The 666-nt window shown below is 35.6% G+C and carries 1 protein-coding gene; it reads left to right on the top strand.

Annotated elements, in window-relative coordinates; all coding sequences use genetic code 11:
- Window positions 1-578 (top strand): phospholipase D-like domain-containing protein (locus GRX31_RS30460; RefSeq protein WP_160856276.1); only part of this gene is annotated, 578 nt, incomplete at its 5' end.
- Between the last annotated feature and the right edge of the window lie 88 nt (window positions 579-666).

Below are 666 nucleotides of genomic sequence, written 5' to 3'. Positions count from 1 at the left end.
GCACAGGGCAATTAATTGATAATTTACAAGTTGCATATGAAATGGCTCAATATGCATTGGATACACAGCCGCTTATTACACCAGTGTGGACAGGTCCAGTTTACGAGAATCAATTGATTTCTACACAAACATTTCCAGCAGTTAAAGAATTGATTGATGCCGCAAACCAAGAGATTTTTATAGTCGGTTACAGCTTTTCATTTAGCTATGGTGAGTTGAAACATGTGTTGAGCAGCATATTAGATGCAGCAAAAAGGAACTGCCGTATCACGCTCATCGTAAACAATGAAGAGCGAAACTTTCAGACACTCAAAAATAATTGGAATGAAGACAGCCTGCATTTATTAAATATATACAGCTTGTTGGGGAATAATTCAACTGGTTATACCAGTCTTCATTCAAAATTAATCATTACAGACCGGAGAAAAATGTTGTTAACATCAGCAAATTTTTCTTATCATGGTTTTGTGAAAAATATAGAAACAGGTGTGATAATCGAGCAACATGAAGTCGTCAATACTTTCTGGAGGCAATTTCGCTCTTTATTGGAGAATAATCAAATCAAAAAAATATTTTAGTTTGTTGGGAAGTCACTATGGATAGTTTGAAGGTTCTTATTTTTGTTTGTCAGTGGGGAAAGACCGAGCAGCTTGTTAAGCACTATTG

This window comes from Delftia sp. CH05, from assembly GCF_009827015.1.
Classification (GTDB): domain Bacteria; phylum Pseudomonadota; class Gammaproteobacteria; order Burkholderiales; family Burkholderiaceae_C; genus Comamonas; species Comamonas tsuruhatensis.
The sequence above is the reverse complement of the archived record's forward strand: the minus strand, read 5'-3'. Positions and strand labels throughout refer to the sequence as shown.